The sequence below is a fragment of the Leptothrix sp. (in: b-proteobacteria) genome (assembly GCF_965250675.1).
Classification (GTDB): Bacteria; Pseudomonadota; Gammaproteobacteria; order Burkholderiales; family Burkholderiaceae_C; genus Sphaerotilus.
Genome location: NZ_CBDFPH010000002.1, coordinates 21,467 through 38,291, shown reverse-complemented (window position 1 = coordinate 38,291; position 16,825 = coordinate 21,467). Strand labels below are relative to the sequence as shown.

At 67.7% G+C, this 16,825-nt stretch carries 15 protein-coding genes; 8 read left to right on the top strand and 7 right to left on the bottom strand.

The features are described 5' to 3' along the window. Positions 1-5 precede the first annotated feature (5 nt). The 7 genes from AC5IG3_RS04325 to AC5IG3_RS04295 all read left to right on the top strand — a co-directional run bounded on the left by AC5IG3_RS04325 (position 6) and on the right by AC5IG3_RS04295 (position 9,294). On the top strand, positions 6-1,862 hold the full coding sequence (locus AC5IG3_RS04325) for a GspE/PulE family protein (protein ID WP_491905080.1): 1,857 nt from the start codon (positions 6-8) through the stop codon (positions 1,860-1,862). A 102-nt stretch (positions 1,863-1,964) separates the two neighbouring features. Further along, complete coding sequence (locus AC5IG3_RS04320) at positions 1,965-2,507, top strand: FxDxF family PEP-CTERM protein (protein ID WP_491905079.1); 543 nt, start codon at positions 1,965-1,967, stop codon at positions 2,505-2,507. A gap of 92 nt (positions 2,508-2,599) precedes the next feature. Next, entirely contained in the window at positions 2,600-3,064 is a 465-nt protein-coding gene (locus AC5IG3_RS04315; RefSeq protein ID WP_491905078.1) for a tripartite tricarboxylate transporter TctB family protein, read from the top strand. Positions 3,065-3,074: 10 nt separating this feature from the next. Beyond that, positions 3,075-4,589, top strand: a complete 1,515-nt coding sequence (locus AC5IG3_RS04310; RefSeq protein WP_491905077.1) for a tripartite tricarboxylate transporter permease — start codon at positions 3,075-3,077, stop codon at positions 4,587-4,589. A gap of 138 nt (positions 4,590-4,727) precedes the next feature. Continuing rightward, the gene (locus tag AC5IG3_RS04305) at positions 4,728-6,329 is read left to right on the top strand and encodes an MFS transporter (RefSeq protein ID WP_491905076.1); all 1,602 of its coding nucleotides are present in this window, start codon (positions 4,728-4,730) and stop codon (positions 6,327-6,329) included. Positions 6,330-6,363: 34 nt separating this feature from the next. Next, complete coding sequence (locus AC5IG3_RS04300; RefSeq protein WP_491905075.1) at positions 6,364-7,656, top strand: DUF3422 family protein; 1,293 nt, start codon at positions 6,364-6,366, stop codon at positions 7,654-7,656. An 18-nt stretch (positions 7,657-7,674) separates the two neighbouring features. After that, entirely contained in the window at positions 7,675-9,294 is a 1,620-nt protein-coding gene (locus AC5IG3_RS04295; RefSeq protein WP_491905074.1) for a gamma-glutamyltransferase family protein, read from the top strand. A 14-nt stretch (positions 9,295-9,308) separates the two neighbouring features. On the opposite strand, the gene AC5IG3_RS04290 is transcribed toward AC5IG3_RS04295, so the two are convergent. From AC5IG3_RS04290 to pedF, 6 genes are all read right to left on the bottom strand, one after another. Next, on the bottom strand, positions 9,309-9,659 hold the full coding sequence (locus AC5IG3_RS04290) for a protein tyrosine phosphatase family protein (RefSeq protein ID WP_491905073.1): 351 nt from the start codon (positions 9,657-9,659) through the stop codon (positions 9,309-9,311). A 40-nt stretch (positions 9,660-9,699) separates the two neighbouring features. Then, entirely contained in the window at positions 9,700-10,146 is a 447-nt protein-coding gene (locus tag AC5IG3_RS04285; RefSeq protein ID WP_491905072.1) for a GatB/YqeY domain-containing protein, read from the bottom strand. Between the two features lie 120 nt (positions 10,147-10,266). Further along, the gene (rpsU, locus tag AC5IG3_RS04280; RefSeq protein WP_007833691.1) at positions 10,267-10,479 is read right to left on the bottom strand and encodes a 30S ribosomal protein S21; all 213 of its coding nucleotides are present in this window, start codon (positions 10,477-10,479) and stop codon (positions 10,267-10,269) included. A gap of 137 nt (positions 10,480-10,616) precedes the next feature. Then, positions 10,617-11,840 carry a BaiN/RdsA family NAD(P)/FAD-dependent oxidoreductase gene (locus tag AC5IG3_RS04275; RefSeq protein WP_491905071.1) on the bottom strand — a complete coding sequence of 408 codons (1,224 nt, stop codon included), beginning with the start codon at positions 11,838-11,840 and terminating at the stop codon, positions 10,617-10,619. A 54-nt stretch (positions 11,841-11,894) separates the two neighbouring features. Beyond that, positions 11,895-12,827, bottom strand: a complete 933-nt coding sequence (locus tag AC5IG3_RS04270) for a substrate-binding periplasmic protein (protein WP_491905070.1) — start codon at positions 12,825-12,827, stop codon at positions 11,895-11,897. Positions 12,828-12,841: 14 nt separating this feature from the next. Next, entirely contained in the window at positions 12,842-13,315 is a 474-nt protein-coding gene (pedF, locus tag AC5IG3_RS04265; RefSeq protein WP_491905069.1) for a cytochrome c-550 PedF, read from the bottom strand. A 340-nt stretch (positions 13,316-13,655) separates the two neighbouring features. On the opposite strand from pedF, the gene AC5IG3_RS04260 reads away from it, so the two are divergent. Next, positions 13,656-15,848, top strand: coding sequence for a sigma-54-dependent Fis family transcriptional regulator (locus AC5IG3_RS04260; protein ID WP_491905068.1), 2,193 nt, complete (start codon positions 13,656-13,658; stop codon positions 15,846-15,848). Between the two features lie 7 nt (positions 15,849-15,855). On the opposite strand, the gene AC5IG3_RS04255 is transcribed toward AC5IG3_RS04260, so the two are convergent. Then, positions 15,856-16,761: an MBL fold metallo-hydrolase gene (locus AC5IG3_RS04255; RefSeq protein ID WP_491905067.1), complete on the bottom strand. Its 906-nt coding sequence runs from the start codon at positions 16,759-16,761 to the stop codon at positions 15,856-15,858. Positions 16,762-16,825 lie beyond the last annotated feature (64 nt).

Below are 16,825 nucleotides of genomic sequence, written 5' to 3'. Positions count from 1 at the left end.
CCGCCATGACGCTCTCCGCCCACCGACCTTCCCCCAGCCTGCAACGGCACCAGGGCCCGCTGAGCTGGAAGGCCTTGCTGCTCTGGCTGCATGAGGACGGCTGCATCAACGCCGGCGACGTCACGCTGCTGACCCAGCGCCTGGCCGCTGGCGGCAGCGCCCAGCATCCGCTGCTGCGCCTGGCGGGCGCGGGCCTGCACCATGCGCGCACCGGCGAGTTGCTGGACCTGGAGACGCTGACGCGCTGGCTGTCGCAGCGCGTCAGCCTGCCTTACCTGCGCATCGACCCGCTCAAGGTCGATGTGGCGCGGGTGACGGAGGTCATGTCGGCCGCCTACGCCGAGAAGCGCCAGATCCTGCCGGTGCTGGTCGGCACGGCCGAGGTCACGGTCGCCACCAGCGAGCCGTATGTGCTGGACTGGGTGACCGAAATCGCCGCCCACACCCGCAAGACGGTGCGGCTGGTGCTGGCCAATCCGCAGGACATTGCCCGCTACACGACCGAGTTCTACAACCTGGCGCGCTCGGTGCGGGCGGCGCAGAAGACCAGCGAGGTCAGCAGCACCGTCAACTTCGAGCAGTTGGTGGAACTGGGCCGCCACAAGCAGCTCGACGCCAACGATCAGGGTGTCGTGCAGGTGGTCGACTGGCTGTGGAGCTACGCCTTCGAGCAGCGCGCCAGCGACATCCACCTCGAACCCCGCCGCGAGCAGTGCGCCATCCGGCTGCGCATCGACGGTGTGCTGCACACCGTCTACCAGTTGCCGCAGACGGTGATGGCGGCGGTGACGGCGCGCATCAAGCTGCTGGGCCGCATGGACGTGGTCGAGAAGCGCCGCGCCCAGGATGGCCGCATCAAGACCCGCAGCCCCAAGGGCGACGAGATCGAGATGCGGCTGTCGACGTTGCCGACCGCCTTTGGCGAGAAGCTGGTGATGCGCATCTTCGACCCCGAGACCGCCGTGCAGCCCGTGGAGGCGCTGGGATTCGGCCCGCACGAGGCAGAGCGATGGCAGCAACTGCTCGGCCACGCGCACGGCATCATCCTCGTCACCGGCCCCACGGGCAGCGGCAAGACCACCACGCTCTACGCCACGCTCAAGCGGCTGGCGACCGACGCGGTCAACGTCTGTACCATCGAAGACCCGATCGAGATGATCGAGCCGGCCTTCAACCAGACCCAGGTGCAGCCGGCGCTCGACCTCGATTTCGCCTCCGGCGTGCGCACGCTGATGCGCCAGGACCCGGACATCATCATGGTCGGCGAGATCCGCGATGTCGAGACCGCCAACATGGCCGTGCAGGCGGCGCTCACCGGCCACCTGGTCTTCAGCACGCTGCACACCAACGACGCCGTCAGCGCCGTGATCCGGCTGATGGACCTGGGCGTGCCGCCGTATCTGCTCAATGCCACGCTGATCGGTGTGCTGGCGCAGCGGCTGGTGCGCCAGCTGTGTCCAAGCTGCAAGACGCCCGACCCCTTGCTGACGCTGGAGCAACTCACCGCTGCCATGCCGGGCTTCACGCCCGTGGACTTGCAGCCTGATGCCAGCCCGCCTTTCAGCCCGCATCAGCCGGTGGGCTGTTCGGCCTGTCGCATGAGCGGCTACCGCGGCCGGCGCGGGCTGTTCGAGCTGCTGCTGCTGAGCGAAACCGTTCGCGGCGCCGTGCGCGCCCAGCCGGACCTCAACCGCATGCGTGCCCTGGCCCGCCATGAAGGCCTGCAGCCACTGCGCCTGGCCGGCCTGCGCGAGGTGGCTGCAGGTCGCACCACGCTGGAGGAGGTGCTGCGCGCCACGCCAGCGTGGGAAGACGATCGCCCGGCAGGCCGGATCGACCCCATCGCGCAATCAATAGCCTGATTTGAAAAAATAAATACGAATCGACCCTCGATTTGAGGGATTGGTGTTTGTACTGAGAAGGTAAAAATCGGAAACAAATAATGGCGGCTTGGCAGAATCCCGATGTGGGTATTTGTTGCTGCCATTGAGGGAGTTACCGTGATTTTTATCAAATTAGCCGCTGTGACGGCCGTGTTGGCAGCAGTATCAATGGGTGCGCAGGCGGAAAGCGTGCCGTATCGGGGTGGTTTTGCTGAGCCCGGTGAGTTTGTTTTTGGTGGTGAGGCGTTCGACTTGCTGACAGCGTCCTCGCTCTCCGGCGATCTGACCTTCTCCGGTTATGGCGGCATGCAGGGCCCTGACAGCCTGGACATGTTGATTTACCTGACTGAAGGTGCTGGTTCGCTCTCGTCATCTGCCAAGGTCGCGTCGGTGGCTGGACATGAAATGCCGGGTGCGCTGGTATGGGATTTCTCGTTCAACAACGTGGCGAGCGGTACCTACAAGCTCTGGTACAGCGGCTTCACCAATGACACTGCGATTGCGTCGCTCGGTGGCACCTTCAACGTCACCGCTGTGCCCGAGCCCGAGTCCTACGCCATGCTGATGGCGGGTCTGGGGGTGCTGGGGTTCATGGCACGGCGCAAGAAAGCGCTTCAAGCCTGAGGCCCAAGGGTTCCACGCTAAGTGGAATCCACACCTGTGCGCCGGGAGGCGCTTCCTAGAATCGCGTCACTCACAAAAACGAGGAGACGCGAGTGCAGATCAAAAGTCAGAAGGATTTCTGGTCGGGGCTGATGTTCATGGCCATGGGCGCAGGTTTCGCCTGGGGCGCCGTGAGCTACAGCTTCGGCAGCTCGGCCCGGCCGGGCCCTGGTTATTTCCCCCTGGGACTGGGCTTGTTGCTGGCGCTGCTGGGGACCGTGGTGCTGTTCAAGTCGCTCACGGTGGAAACCGACGATGGCGAACCGATCGGTGCCTGGTCATGGCGGCCGCTGCTGGTGATCGTGGGCTCGCTGGTGCTGTTCGGCCTGGGCCTGCCGCGCCTGGGGCTGCTGATCACACTGCCGCTGCTGGTGATTCTGGTGTCGACGGCGAGCGACGAATTCAGCTGGAAGGATGCCCTGCTCAATGCGGCCGTTCTGACCGCGCTCTCCTGGGCCGTGTTCGTCAAGGGCCTGAGCCTGACGTTGCCCGTCTGGCCCACCTTCCTGGCTGCTTGAGGACATCTCCATGGATCTGATACATAACCTCGGCATCGGCTTTCAGACGGCCTTCACCGTCGCCAACCTGCTGTATGCCTTTGGCGGCGCGGTGCTCGGCACCCTGATCGGCGTGCTGCCGGGCCTGGGGCCGGTGGCCACCATCGCGATGCTGCTGCCCAGCATCTATTCGCTCGACGCCACGCCCGCGCTGATCATGCTGGCAGGCATCTATTACGGCGCGCAATACGGTGGCTCGACCACCGCCATCCTGATCAACGTGCCGGGCGAGGCCTCGTCGGTGGTGACGGCGCTGGACGGCTACCAGATGGCGCGCAAGGGCCGCGCCGGCCCGGCGCTCGCTGCAGCGGGCCTGGGCTCGTTCTTTGCCGGCTGCGTCGGTACGGTGATCATTGCTGCGTTCGCGCCGCCGCTGACCGAGCTGGCCTTCAAGTTCGGCCCGGCCGAGTACTTCAGCCTGATGGTGCTGGGCCTGATCGGCGCGGTGGTGCTGGCGTCGGGCTCGCTGGTCAAGGCGATCTCGATGATCCTGATCGGCCTGCTGCTGGGCCAGATCAACACCGACGTGATGTCGGGCGTGCCGCGCTACAGCTTCGATATCCCTGAGCTCACCGACGGCATCGGCTTCGTGACGATCGCCATGGGCGTGTTCGGCTTCGGCGAGATCATTGCCAACCTGGGCCGTCCTGCCGAGCATCGCGAGGTGTTTACCAAGGACGTCAAGGGCCTGTGGCCGACCCGCCAGGACTTCAAGGATGCCGCGCCCGCCGTGCTGCGCGGTACGGCACTCGGTTCGATCCTGGGTGTGCTGCCGGGCGGCGGTGCGCTGCTGGCGTCGTTTGCGGCCTACACGATCGAGAAGAAGACCCGAGGCCGTGCCGGCGAGGTGCCGTTCGGCCAGGGCAACATCCGCGGCGTGGCCGGCCCCGAGGCCGCCAACAACGCCGGCGCGCAGACCAGTTTCATCCCGATGCTGACGCTGGGCATCCCGCCCAACGCCGTGATGGCGCTGATGGTGGGCGCCATGACGATCAAGGGCATCCAGCCCGGCCCGCAGGTGATGACGGCCAACCCCGAGCTGTTCTGGGGCCTGATCGCCTCGATGTGGGTCGGCAACCTGATGCTGGTGATCCTGAACCTGCCGCTGATCGGTATCTGGATCAAGCTGCTGACGGTGCCCTACCGTTTCCTGTTCCCGGCCATCGTGGTGTTCTGCTCCATCGGCCTGTACACGCTCAACAACAACAACTTCGACGTCTACATGGGCGCGCTGTTTGCGGTGGTGGGGTATGTGTTCTACAAGCTCGGCTGCGAGCCGGCGCCGCTGCTGCTGGGCTTCATCCTCGGGCCGATGATGGAGGAGAACCTGCGCCGCGCCCTGCTGCTGTCGCGCGGTGAATGGAGTACCTTCATGACGCGGCCGCTGTCGGCCGGCCTGCTGATTGCCTCCGTGCTGATGATCGTGGTGGTGATGCTGCCGTCGATCCGCAACAAGCGCGAAGAGGCCTTCCAGGAAGAGGCCTGATGCCTTGATGCCCGGCACCAAGAGGCTCAGTGAATGAGCCCCTTGGACGAATCCGCTGCCAGTTGCTCGCCCCACTTCGGTGGGGCGAGTCGTTTGTGGACGCCTCCAGCACGAAGCTCTGCCTAGAATGCACCGCACATGAGTTCAAAGCCGCTGGTCGATCGCCTTCCACCCACCCTGCAGGCGCTGACGCTGCCGGTCTTCCGCATGCTGTGGCTGGCCTGGCTGGCCGCCAACCTGACGATGTGGATGAACGACGTCGCAGCTGCCTGGCTGATGACGCAGTTGACCGACAGCGCGGTGATGGTGGCGCTGGTGTCGGCCGCCTCAACCCTGCCGGTGTTCCTGCTCGGTCTGCCCAGCGGGGCACTGGCCGACATCGTCGACCGGCGGCGCTGGTTTGCCTCCACCCAGCTGTGGGTGGCCAGTGTGGCGGTGCTGCTGGCAGTGCTGAGCCTGACCGATGGCCTGAGTGCACCGCTGCTGCTGGCGCTGACCTTCGCCAACGGCATCGGCCTGGCGATGCGCTGGCCGGTGTTTGCCGCCATCGTGCCCGACATCGTGCCGCGCGAGCGCCTCTCGGGCGCGCTGGCGCTGCAGGCGCTGGCGATGAACCTCTCGCGCGTCATCGGGCCGATCTTTGCCGGCGCGCTGCTGGCCGCCGCTGGCAGCGCGGCAGTGTTCGTGCTGAACGCGCTGCTGTCGCTGGTGGCCTTCGTGCAGGTGCTGCGCTGGAAGAGCGAGCCCAAGGTCAGCGCCTTGCCCGGCGAGCGTTTCCTGGGCGCCATGCGCGTGGGCGTGCAGCACGTGATGCAAAGCCCGCGCATGAAGGCGGTGCTGGTGCGCGTCTTCCTGTTCTTTCTGCAGAGCACCGCGCTGACGGCGCTGCTGCCGCTGGTGGCGAAGCGCTTCGGTGGTGGCGCGGGCAGCTTCACGCTGCTGGTGTCGTCGATGGGGGTGGGCGCGGTGGCGGCGGCGCTGACAGTGCCGCAGCTGCGCGAGCGCATCAGCCGCGACCAGATCGCCGTGTGGGGCACGCTGATCGTGGCGGCCATGACGCTGGCGGTGGCGTTTGCGCCGGCGCTGTGGCTGGCCGCGCTGGCGATGGTGGTCGCCGGCATGGCCTGGATCAGCGTGGCCAACACCATGACCATGTCGGCGCAACTGGCGCTGCCCAACTGGGTGCGGGCGCGTGGCATGTCCACGTATCAGATGGCGCTGATGGGTGGCTCGGCCGCTGGCGCCGCACTGTGGGGTCAGGTGGCCGACCGCAGCGACATTCCGACCGCGCTGATCTGCGCGGCGGCGCTCGGGCCGCTGCTGCTCATCGTCACCCACCGCCTGCGCCTGGGCGGCGAGGGCGACGAAGACCTTCGCCCGGTGCCGGCCACGCCCGTACCCGCTCCGGCGATCCAGTTCGAGCCCGAACACGGCCCGGTGATGGTGACGGTCGAATACCTCATCAACCCGGATCAGTCGGCCGACTTCCATGCCGTGATGCAGGAAACCCGCCGCGCCCGGCTGCGCCAGGGCGCGCTGTCGTGGGGGCTGTTCCGCGACACGGCAGTGCCGGGGCGCTACATCGAATACTTCGTCGACGAGAGCTGGATCGAGCACCAGCGCCGTCTCGAGCGCTTCACCGCCGCCGACATCGGCCTGCGCGAGCGCCGGCTGGCCTTCCATCGCGATGGTGACGTGCCGCGCGTGACCCGCTATCTGGCCGAGCCGCTGGCCGGCTGAAGCCCGACAAGCCCAATACCTGGAAAGAAACCGGATGCACACCATGCACCCGTGGCGCGAGACGCTGCACAACGAAGTTCACGCCCGCCCGCAAGAGCGCCTGGAGGCACCGCTGGCCATCACCCACATCGGCTGGGTGGGCCAGGAGGTGAGCCAGGCGCGCGAGCACCTGAACGAGCTGCTGCGCCGCCGCCACCTGCCGCAGGCCGGCACGGACGCCAACCACCTGAGCGTCGATCTGGGCTCGCTGCGCCTGCGCTGGGAACGCCACACCGAGTTCCACACCGCCACCTTCGTCAAGCCGCTGACCGAGTTGCCGCACGGCTTCGACAAGGTCGCGCTGGCCGACGTGCCGCACGACTGGCTGCACGCGCTGCCCGGCCAATGGCTGATCGGCATGCACCTGCTGGTGGTGCCGCGCGATCAGCTGGCGCTGCACGACGACGGCGTGCCCGCGCTGGTGCGCAGCCACCTGGCCGACGACAGCCTGGTCGCCAGCCGCGTGATGGACGGTCAGGCCGAGATCTACACCGACTTCCGCCTGCACGCCGACGGCTTTGCGCGCTGGCTGGTCGTCGTCGACGACATGAGCGAGCGACGGCTGGGCCGCGCGGTGCAGCGCGCCATCGAGATCGAAACCTACCGCATGATGGCCTTGCTCGGCCTGCCGGCGGCGCGCGAAGTGGGCGCCACGCTGGCCAGCGCCGAGCGTGACCTGGCCGAGGTGGCCGAGTCGATCCGCACCGCGCAGCAGGCCGAGGAGCCCGAGCTGCTGCGCCGCCTGAGCGAGCAGGCCGCGCGGGTCGAAGGCCTCTACGCCCGCACCCACTCGCGCTTTGCCGCCACCACCGCTTACTGGGAGCTGGTGCAGCGCCGCATTGCCGAACTGCGCGAGCAGCGCCTGCTTGGCCTGCAGAGCCTGGGCGAGTTCATGGAGCGCCGGCTGCTGCCGGGCATGCAGACCTGCTCGGCGGCGGCACGGCGGCTGCAGGCGCTGTCCGAGCGCATCTCGCGCGCCAGCAACCTGCTGCGCACCCGGGTCGAAGTCGCCCAGCAGCTCAGCAGCCAGGCGCTGCTCGACGCCATGAACCGCCGCCAGGAGGCGCAACTGCTGCTGCAGAGCGCGGTGGAAGGCCTGTCGGTGGCGGCCATCACCTACTACGGCGCCGGGCTGGTCGGTTATCTGGCCAAGGGTTTGAAGGCCGCCGGCGCGCCGGTGTCGCCCGACGTGATGGTGGCCTTGGCCGTGCCGGTGATTGCCGTGGCGGTGTGGTGGGGCGTGCGCAAGCTGCACGCCACGGTGCTGGCTTCCGTGCATTCTCATTAAGGTCAATAAGGATGTCCCATGCGCTTTGACTACGCCGCCCCTTACGCCAGCGCCCGCCTGCCGGTGTTTGCGCGCAATGTCGTTACCACCTCGCACCCGCTGGCCGCGCAAGCCGGCTTGCGCGCCTTGCAGCAGGGCGGCAATGCGGTCGACGCGGCCATCACGGCGGCAGCGGTCATGACGGTGGTCGAGCCGTGCAGCAACGGCCTCGGTTCGGACGCCTTCTGCATCCTGTGGGACGGCCAGCAGCTGCATGGCCTGAATGCTTCCGGGCGGGCGCCGGCGGCGTGGGACACGGCCTATTTCCGGCGCAAGTACGGCGACGGCACACAGAACCCGCCAGCGCGCGGCTGGGACAGCGTCACCGTGCCGGGTGCGGTGGCGGCGTGGGTGGCTTTGTCCGAGCGCTTCGGCCGCCTGCCGTTTGCCGACCTGATGGCGCCTGCGGCCGAGATCGCCGAGCGCGGCTACGCCGTGCCGGTGGTGGTGCAGCAGAAGTGGGCTGCTGCCGCGCAGGTGCCCGACCTGATCGCCCAGCCGGGCTTTGCCGATGTGTTTCTGCCGCGGGGCCGCGCGCCTCATGTGGGTGAGCGCTTCACGATGCCCGGCGCCGCACACGCCCTTCGCGCCATCGGCGCCACGCGCGGCGCTGCGTTCTACGAAGGCGAGATCGCGTTGGCGCTGGAGCGGGCTGCTGCCGCGCAGGGCGGCTCAATGAAGGCCGCCGACCTGGCGCGCTACCGCCCGGAGTGGGTCACGCCCATCGGCCAGGACTACCGCGGCCACACGCTGCACGAGATTCCGCCCAACGGCCAGGGCATCGCCGCGCTGATCGCGCTCGGCCTGCTGCAGCACTTTGATCTGGCGTCCTTGCCCGTCGACAGCGCCGAGAGCCAGCACCTGCAGATCGAGGCCATGAAGCTCGCCTTTGCCGACGTCTACCGCTACGTGGCCGAGCCCGGCGCGATGGAGGTGACGGCCGAACGGCTGCTCGACCCGGCCTACCTGGCCGAGCGCGCCAGGCTGATCGACCCACATCGGGCGCAGGATTTCGGCGCCGGCAACCCGGTCAAGGGCGGCACGATCTACCTGACGGCGGCGGATGAGCGCGGCATGATGGTCAGCTTCATCCAGAGCAACTACATGGGCTTCGGCTCGGGCGTGGTGCTGCCGGAATACGGCCTGAGCCTGCAGAACCGCGGCCACGCCTTCAGCCTGAACCCCAACAGCATCAACGCCGTGGCGCCGGACAAGCGGCCGTTCCACACCATCATTCCAGCGTTTCTGACCCGCGACGGTCAACCGGTGATGAGCTTTGGCGTCATGGGCGCCAACATGCAGCCGCAAGGCCATGTGCAGACCCTGGTGCGCATGCTCGATCACCACCAGAACCCGCAAGCTGCGTGCGACGCGCCGCGCTGGCGCTACAACGCCGGACTGGAGTTGAATGTCGAAGCCGCCATGGCCCCGGCCACCGTGCAAGGCCTGGTGCAGCGCGGCCACCGGCTGGAGGTGATCGCCGACAGCTACCAGGACTTTGGCGCCGGCCAGTTCATCTGGCGGCTGGGGGACCCCGCCACCGAAGGCTATGTGGCGGCCAGCGATCCGCGTCGGGATGGGCTGGCCGCTGGCTGGTAGATGGACCTGACCGATCAGCCCGGCGAGCAGGCGCTCACGAACAGCCGGGTCGAGCGCGCGCCACTGCGGCAGAACGCCAGCACCGGCGCGGGCAGGTCTTTCAGCAGTTGGCCGAACGCGGCGATTTCCTCGGGGCTTTGGTAGCCGCCGGCCACCGGCAGATGGACATAGCTCAGGCCGGCGGCGATGGCAGCCGCTTCCACAGCGGCGCTGGTGGGCTGGTCGGGACCACCTTCGAAGTCGGGCCGGTTGTTGATCACGCTGCGAAAACCCGCAGCGGCCACTTGCGCCATCGCGGCGGGATCGAGTTGCGGCGCCACGCTGAGTTCAGGCGTGAGGGCGCGCAAGGGCAGGGTGCTTTCCATGGCCGACTCCGAAAGTGAGGTCAGAAACTGAGGTTGAACCTTAGGGCTGCAGCGCGCGCTTGACGGCGGCAGACACCAGCGACATGTCGGCGTTGCCAGCCAGGCGTTGCTTGGCGGCACCCATCACCTTGCCCATATCGCCGGGGCCTTTGGCACCCAGTTCGGCCACGATGCCGGCGATGGCGGCGTTGACTTCGGCCTCGCTCAGGCGCGCGGGCAGGTAGGTTTCCAGCACCAGCAACTCGGCGGTTTCCTTGGCCACGAGGTCGTCACGGCCGGCCTTGCCGAACTGGTCGATCGAGTCCTTGCGCTGCTTGATGAGCTTGTCGACGATGGCCACGACCATGGCGTCATCAAGCACGATGCGCTCATCGACCTCACGTTGCTTGATCGCTGCCAGCAGCAGGCGGATGGTGCCCAGGCGCTCGGTGTCCTTGGCGCGCATGGCGGCCTTCATTTCTTCGGTGATCTGGTCTTTCAGGCTCATGATGAATTCCTTGTCGTGCGAATCTGGATTTCTGAACGGAAAAAGCCCGCAGCGGCGTCCCGCGCGGGCTTTGTGCACTTGAACTTCACACCGGGGTGTGAGTGGGGTTTGATGCCCGGTTCAGTACAGCTTCTTGGGCAGCTGCATCGAACGCACGCGCTTGTAGTGACGCTTGACGGCCGCAGCCTTCTTGCGCTTGCGCTCAGCGGTGGGCTTCTCGTAGAACTCGCGTGCGCGCAAGTCGGTCAGCAGGCCCAGCTTTTCGATGGTGCGCTTGAAGCGGCGCAGTGCAACGTCAAACGGCTCGTTTTCTTTGACACGGATGGTCGTCATGAACTGAAGGATCCTTCGGTTATGCCCTCGATGGCCGGTGTGGGGAATCCGGTACCCCTGACAAGAGAAACGTATTTATTTCCTTGTCAATCCACCAACTCGATCAGGCGTCTTTGCTAGCAGAGCCAAAGATTATATCAGGCTGAAACAGCATTTTCAGGCATTTGCTCCAGCGCCTGTGCACAGGCGTGGCCGCTGGCCCAGGCCCACTGGAAGTTGTAGCCGCCCAGCCAGCCGGTCACGTCCACCACCTCGCCGATGAAGTAGAGGCCGCGCACCTTGCGGCTCTCCATGGTCTGGGAGCTGAGGTCGCGGGTGTCGACGCCGCCGGCCATGACTTCGGCCTTGTTCCAGCCCTCGGTGCCGCTGGGCGTGAGTTGCCATTGCGCCAGGCTGTCGGCTAGCTGCTGCAGGTCGCGGTCGCGCTGGTCGGGCATGGGGCGCTGGGCTGGCGCGGTGCAGCGTTCCAGCCAGGTTTCTGCCAGACGGCTGGGCAGCAGCTGCGCGAGCTCATTGCTCAACTGGCGGCGGCTGCTCTGTTTGAGCACCAGCAGGCGCTCGGCCAAGTCGACGCCATTGCCCAGATCAATCTGCAGCGGCGTGCCGGCCTGCCAGAAGCTCGAAATCTGCAGCACCGCCGGCCCGCTCAGGCCCCGGTGCGTGAACAGCAGGTCTTCGGCAAACAGCGTGCGCTGCTTGCCTTTGCCGGTGCTGATCTGCACCGGCAGCGCCAGCCCTGCCAGCGCCACGAAGGATGCCCAGCTGGCCGCGTCGAAGGTCAATGGCACCAGCGCAGGCTTGGTGTCGACGATGCGGTGACCGCTGTTGCGTGCCAGTCGCAGGCCCCAATCGGTGGCACCGATCTTGGGCACCGGCAGGCCGCCGGTGGCGATCACCAGTTGCGCGGTGCGCACCGGGCCGGCGTCGGTGTCGAGTTCATGGCCCGCGTCGGTGTGGCGCACCTCGTGCACCTTGCACGGCTGGCGGTGCGTCACGCCGCCGGCGGCGCACTCGGCCAGCAGCATCTTGATGATGTCTTCTGCGCTGTGGTCGCAGAACAGCTGGCCCTTGTGCTTTTCGTGGAAGGCGATGCCGTGGCGCTTGACCAGGTCGATGAAATCGCCCGCGCCGTAGCGCGCCAGTGCCGAGCGGCAGTAGTGCGGGTTGGCCGACAGGAACTGCGCCGGCGTGGCCTCGCGGTTGGTGAAGTTGCAGCGCCCGCCGCCCGAGATGCGGATTTTCTCGGCCACCTTGGGCGCGTGGTCGAGCAGCAGCACCTTCAGGCCGCGCTGACCCGCCACACCCGCACAAAAAAGGCCGGCTGCTCCCGCACCGACCACGACAACGTCATAACTTTCCATGCGGGTGATTATCGGCGGCGCCACGAGCGCGCCGCCGACAAACCCCCGGCCGGGCTATACCCGCTGCCAGTCCAGCGACGCCGTGGCAAACATGCGCCTGAACTCGCCGCGCTCGGCCAGGTCGTTGACGGCGGCCTGCAGCGCATGGGCCAGCTCGGTCGATTCTTTCTTGACCGCCATGCCCACGGCCCAGCCATCGCGCGGGGCGCGTGGAATCGGCAGCGGCGTGACGGCGTAGCGCGGGTCGCCCTTGAGGGTCGACAGCAACTCCGATCGCATGCCGCAGGCTGCAGCCACCTCGCCGCGCATCAGCATCTGCGCGGCCTGCACGCCACCGTCGATCTTGGTGACGAGTTGCTCCTTGAGCGCGCCGCCTTCGGCGCCGATCATCAGCCAGCCCGCCAGCGTCATGCCGGGTGCGGCGATTTTCTGGCCGCGCAGCGAGTCCAGCCCGTCCAGCGTGGGCACGCGGCTCAGGTCGCGCGCCATCATGACCGTTTCTCGCCAGTAGGGCCCGAAGATCTGCACGCGTGGATTGGCGTCCATCAGCGGTCGGTCGACCGGCACGTGCAGCATCACGTCGGCCGGACCCCAGCCCAGGTAGTGGCCGCGCCAAACCATGTTGCGCAGGTCGTCGTTCATGTTCTCGCCCGCCGCGAACGGCAGGATCGACGCCTGCACGCCCAGCGCCTGGGCCAGCGCCTTGGCCACTTCCACCTCGATGCCTCGGCCGTCGACGTGAAACGGCGGCAGATCGTTGTAGAGCCCGACCGTCAGGCGGCCCCGCGCGCGGATGCGCTCCATCACGCTGGGTTCGCTGTCGTCCTTGGCCGATGATTTCTGCGCCTGCAGCAACGGGGCAAAGCTGCCCAGTCCGCCCACCAGGCCTACCGTGCCGGCCTGGCGCAGGAAGCGCCGGCGTGCGGTCAGGGGGGCGGGCTGCTGCGGCAATGAAGCCAGGGTGTCATGGGGGGTGTCATGGGACATGGCGTGCTCCGGGGTCAGAGCGGCTTTTCGCGCCGCGTTTCCAGATAGGACTTGATGGCCCAGACGGCTTCCTGCGACAGCGTGCCCTCGAACGGCGGCATGTAGACCGCGCCGTTGCGCACCTTGCCGCGCCGCACGCTGCTGGCGTAGTAGTCGTCGACTTCCTTGACGCAGGCGGCCTTCTTGGCCGCGATCTTGACGTTGCTGCAGTCGTTGTCGAGCTTGCGCAGGTCGGGCGCAATGCCGCCCGAGATCGCTTCCAGGCCGTGGCAGCGGGCACAGTTCTGGTTGTAGGCCGAGCCACCGATCAGGATGGCCTTGTCGTTGGCGCGGAAGGGGTTTTCTGCCCGCCATTCCTCGCCCAGCTGGGGCAGTTCACGCGTGTCCACCGCCTGCGGGGTGACATCGCCATGGGCCGCAGCCCAGTTGCCAAGGGTTGCGCAGGCCAGGGCCAGCACGGCAGAACGCCAAAGGTCGCCACGTGTCATGAGTCTTGTCTCCGTCAATCAGAATGTTGAGTCATCGCAATAAACAACCGTGTCCCTGCAACGTGCGTGCCATGTCCTGAACACGGTCGGAAACGCAGGTTTTCGCCGGTTTCGGGGCAAAAAGCCGGGCCGCTCTTGCGGGTCTGTCCGGGGCTGAATGGCCAGGAACTGTCTCTTGCGCGGGCCTTCCGGTGCGCCAACTGTTCAAAAATGAGACAACCAAGGGCAGTTCCCGACTGGTGCAACGCTGCTTGGAGGCACATGCTCCGCACTCACTTACAAGCCCGATCCACAAGATCGACAAGATCAGGTCGCTCGACGGCCTGGCTGGAGACCCCACATGCCCTCGTCCACCTACACCTCGTCGCCGTTCGCATCGCCCGCTGCCAGCCGGTCACGCAACCCGCAGGACGAAGGCCGCCGCCCGATTGCCGCGGCCTTGCCGCTGGGGGGCGCGCACGTCGAGAAGATCGACCAGTCGCATGAGCGCTGCCAGGCGCTGGGCCTGTCGCGCATCGAGCGGCCGGACTTCTCGCCGCTGGGCCGCTCCGACCTGTCGGTGGTGCGCGACCGCAACCAGCGTCTCTACGCCCACGCCGCGCCGGTGATGGAGATGCTGTTCGAGCAGATCGTCAACAGCGGCAACATGGTGGTGCTGACCGACGCCATCGGCACCATCCTGCATTCGATCGGCGACGATGACTTCCTGGGCCGCGCCGCCAAGGTCGCGCTCGCGCCCGGCGCCAACTGGTCCGAGCAGAGCAAGGGCACCAATGCGGTGGGCACCGCGCTGATCGAGGAAGTGCCCACGCTCGTCCATGCCGACGAGCACTACATGCACGCCAACCACTTCCTGACGTGCTCGGCCGCGCCCATCCTCGACCCGCGCGGCAACATCCTCGGCGTGCTCGATGTCTCGGCCGACCAGCGCAGCTACCACCAGCACACCATGGGGCTGGTGAAGATGTCGGCCCGCATGATCGAGAACCACTGGCTCACCGACGACTACCGCAACGTCATGCGCCTGCATTTCCACAGCCGGGTAGAGTTCATCGGCACGCTGATGGAGGGCATCCTGGCCGTCAGCCAGGACGGCAAGCTGGTGGGCGCCAACCGTGGCGCGCTGGAGCAGCTCGGCATGAGCGGCGCGGCGCTGCGCATGCACAGCATCACCTCGCTGTTCGGCACCACCGTGCCGGCGCTGGTCGACCGCTTCCGCTCGCCGCTGGCCGCGCCGCTGCCGGTGGAGATGGGCAACGGCCGCCAGTTCCACGTCTACGCCCGTTTCAACTGGCCGGTCTGGCATGGAATGAACGGCGGCCTGGCGCTTGATCCGGCCACCGCAGCGGCAGAGGCGGCAGAAGCCGCCAGCAACAAGGCCGCCGGGGTGGAGACACGACCGGAGATCGCGTCGAATGCCCCCGCGCCCACCTTGGCCGCCGCGCCGCCTGCCGCCAAGACCGGCCTCGCCAGCCTCACCACCGGGGACGCGCAGGTGGGCGCGGTGGTCGACAAGATCCGCCGCGTGCTCGACCGCGACATTCCGATCCTGGTGCTGGGCGAAACCGGCACCGGCAAGGAGTTGCTGGCGCGCGCCATCCACCAGGATTCGCAGCGCGCCCGCCAGCCCTTCGTGGCGGTCAACTGCGCGTCCATCCCCGAGACGCTGATCGAGGCCGAACTGTTCGGCTACGAGGAGGGCGCCTTCACTGGCGCACGCCGCAAGGGCGCGGTCGGCAAGATCGTGCAGGCCAATGGCGGCACGCTGTTTCTGGATGAGATCGGCGACATGCCGCTCGCCCTGCAGGCCCACCTGCTGCGCGTGCTGCAGGAGCGTCAGGTCACGCCGCTGGGCAGCGCCAAGGCGGTGGCGGTCGACGTGACGCTGGTCTGCGCCACCCACCGCAACCTGCGCGAGATGATCGAGCAGAAGACCTTCCGCGAAGACCTCTACTACCGCCTCAACGGCCTGGCCGTGCGCCTGCCGCCGCTGCGTGAGCGCACCGACCTGATGGCGCTGGTGCAGCGCATCCTGGAGCGCGAATGCGCCACCGCGCCCGGCCAGCAGCCGCAACTCAGCAGCGAGGTGGTGAGCCTGCTGCAGGCCTACCAGTGGCCAGGCAATGTGCGCCAGCTCTTCAACGTGCTGCGCACCGCCTGCGTGATGGCCGCGCGCGAGCGTGTCATCACCCGCGACCACCTGTCGGATGACTTCCTGGAAGATGCCCGCCACGCCATGACTGCCGCGCGACAGGGGCCTGTGGACGCCGCACCGCTGGCGCGTGAACTGCCGGTGAGCGCCGGTGCCACAGTGGTCTCCTTGCCCGTGGCCATGCCGGTTTCCATGCCGGCGGTGCCTGAAGCCGGGCCCGCCGCGCCCAGCGGCATGGAGGGCTCGCTCGAGGACATCGAACTGCAGAGCATCCAGCGCGCGGTGGATGCCGCCGGCGGCAACATCTCGGTCGCGGCCAAGCGCCTGGGCATCAGCCGCAACACCATCTACCGCAAGCTGCGCTGGAAGGCCGTGGGCTGAGGCCGGATCAGCGCGGCGGCTGATCGAACCATTCCTGCTCCAGCTCGCGCCACAGGCGCTGCCAGTTCAGCGCGTGGCGCACGCCGCTTTGCTGCGCGGCCGGAACGCCTGGCAGCGGCAGCGGCGCATCCGTCTCCGCGCGGCCTTCGTTCTGCGCCCGGCGTACTGCGGCCACCAGCGCCTGGCCGTAGGCCAGTTGCAGCGCGGGTGCGTCGGCGGACAGCAGCGGGCCTTGCTCGGGCAGCCAGCGCAGCGGGGCAGGGTGATGGAGTTGCGCGCTGATCTGCGCCAGCTGCTCGGTGGCCGACTGCAGATCGGCCCAGCGCGTGTCGCGCAGGTCGGGCGCCTGATCGCCCCACAGCAGGCCGTGGGCGCTGAAGAGGCCGCTGGCCGCGTGCCACCAGACCGTCACGGGCGTGGCCAAGGTCGCCGAGGCGCCGCTGGCATCCGTCGCCCGCCACAGCCGCCACCAGCGCCAGGGGCCGAGCTGGCCGCTGTCGCCTTGCAGGAGTTGCTGCGGCAGGCGGATGGGTTGCGGGCCCAGATCGGCCGCCGCGTCGCCCAGCCGCTGCGACAGGCGCTCGACGCAGCGCGGGCAGCGCTGACTCATGGTTTGCGCCACATCGGCATGGGCCCACAGCCGTGCACCGTCCAGCCCGGCCTGGCCCAGCACCAGCTCCGGGTGCGGCCAGGGGGCGATCACATCGGTGACGGCCTGGCCGAGTTGCCGCTGCACCTGCTCACCCAGTTCACGTCCCGCCCGGGCGGTCGGGCCGCTGCCCAGCAACCAGATTTTTGTGCCGTCACGCACCACCAGCACGTTGGAGACCTGGCCACGGTTTGCCGCGTCGGCCTCGCCACTGGCGTTGACGATGCCGGGCAACCACCAGACGTCAGGGTGAATTTGTTGCAACGGGGCTGAAAAAACCGGTGTCACGGTCAGCAGGCTGAGGATTGCTCCAGCCTGGAGCAGTGTT

What these genes read in the sequence shown, in the direction of transcription:
- AC5IG3_RS04325 (WP_491905080.1), top strand. Translation starts at nt 6, where the DNA reads ATGACGCTCTCCGCCCACCGACCTTCCCCCAGCCTGCAACGGCACCAG.
- AC5IG3_RS04320 (WP_491905079.1), top strand. Translation starts at nt 1,965, where the DNA reads ATGTGGGTATTTGTTGCTGCCATTGAGGGAGTTACCGTGATTTTTATC.
- AC5IG3_RS04310 (WP_491905077.1), top strand. Translation starts at nt 3,075, where the DNA reads ATGGATCTGATACATAACCTCGGCATCGGCTTTCAGACGGCCTTCACC.
- AC5IG3_RS04305 (WP_491905076.1), top strand. Translation starts at nt 4,728, where the DNA reads ATGAGTTCAAAGCCGCTGGTCGATCGCCTTCCACCCACCCTGCAGGCG.
- AC5IG3_RS04300 (WP_491905075.1), top strand. Translation starts at nt 6,364, where the DNA reads ATGCACACCATGCACCCGTGGCGCGAGACGCTGCACAACGAAGTTCAC.
- AC5IG3_RS04295 (WP_491905074.1), top strand. Translation starts at nt 7,675, where the DNA reads ATGCGCTTTGACTACGCCGCCCCTTACGCCAGCGCCCGCCTGCCGGTG.
- AC5IG3_RS04290 (WP_491905073.1), bottom strand. Translation starts at nt 9,659, where the DNA reads ATGGAAAGCACCCTGCCCTTGCGCGCCCTCACGCCTGAACTCAGCGTG.
- AC5IG3_RS04285 (WP_491905072.1), bottom strand. Translation starts at nt 10,146, where the DNA reads ATGAGCCTGAAAGACCAGATCACCGAAGAAATGAAGGCCGCCATGCGC.
- rpsU (WP_007833691.1), bottom strand. Translation starts at nt 10,479, where the DNA reads ATGACGACCATCCGTGTCAAAGAAAACGAGCCGTTTGACGTTGCACTG.
- AC5IG3_RS04275 (WP_491905071.1), bottom strand. Translation starts at nt 11,840, where the DNA reads ATGGAAAGTTATGACGTTGTCGTGGTCGGTGCGGGAGCAGCCGGCCTT.
- AC5IG3_RS04270 (WP_491905070.1), bottom strand. Translation starts at nt 12,827, where the DNA reads ATGTCCCATGACACCCCCCATGACACCCTGGCTTCATTGCCGCAGCAG.
- pedF (WP_491905069.1), bottom strand. Translation starts at nt 13,315, where the DNA reads ATGACACGTGGCGACCTTTGGCGTTCTGCCGTGCTGGCCCTGGCCTGC.
- AC5IG3_RS04260 (WP_491905068.1), top strand. Translation starts at nt 13,656, where the DNA reads ATGCCCTCGTCCACCTACACCTCGTCGCCGTTCGCATCGCCCGCTGCC.